Below are 773 nucleotides of genomic sequence, written 5' to 3' on the forward strand. Positions count from 1 at the left end.
CGGGCGTGGCAGCCGCGGGCGCGGGGTCAGCGAGGCCAAACTCAAACCTGGCTTCGCCAGCTTCCACCGGCGGCCGAATGGCCGGGGCCTGCGGTGGCAACTCCGCTTCGGGCGACGCGGCATCAGCGGGCGCGTTAGCTATTGCTTCCGCTTCGGGCGTGCTGATTGTCGGTGCAGCAGTTTCAGTGGCTTCAATTGCGGCCGGCGTAACTGCCAATGGTGCGACTTCGGTAGCATCAGGAACGTTGACAGAGGCTAACGCGGCCAGGGCGGCCGCAACCGAGGCGACCGATTCGGCAACTGTGAGAACTGGCGCGGCGACTGGCGCAACTGACTCAACAACGTCTACAGTCGGAGCCGAAATTGGTGCTGCTGCTAAAACCTGCGGGGCTGCTGCCGGAGGTGTTTCGGCCGGAGTTTCAACTTCTTTTTCAGCTGGCAGCGGCTCTGCCACGGCGGGCATTTCAACTGCCATATCGGGCGCCGCCCCAACGGCTGGAGCTACGGCGACAGGAGCATCAGGCAACGCAACCGTTGCAATGGGTGTCGTCGGGGTTGGCGTAGCGACAGGAGCGGGCTCGGGGCTGGTTGGAGCCTGCGGTGTGTCGAATACTGCCGGAAGAGCTAACGCGGCGGTAACTACCGGTGCTTCGGCAACTGCAGGCGTTTTAGCAACTGGTTCAGCAGGCAGGGCTGGCGCCTCCGCTGCAACGGGGAGCACCGCCGGAGCCGGGGGCGGAGTAGGCACGAAGCGCGCCGGGCCGACGGGCGGT

General features: G+C 65.6%; 1 pseudogene. It reads right to left on the reverse strand.

Annotated elements, in window-relative coordinates:
- Positions 1–217: pseudogene (locus tag ACYVDE_RS24940) on the reverse strand (hypothetical protein); the annotation flags it as partial.
- Positions 218–773: the final 556 nt, after the last annotated feature.

Source organism: Hymenobacter agri (assembly GCF_054778495.1).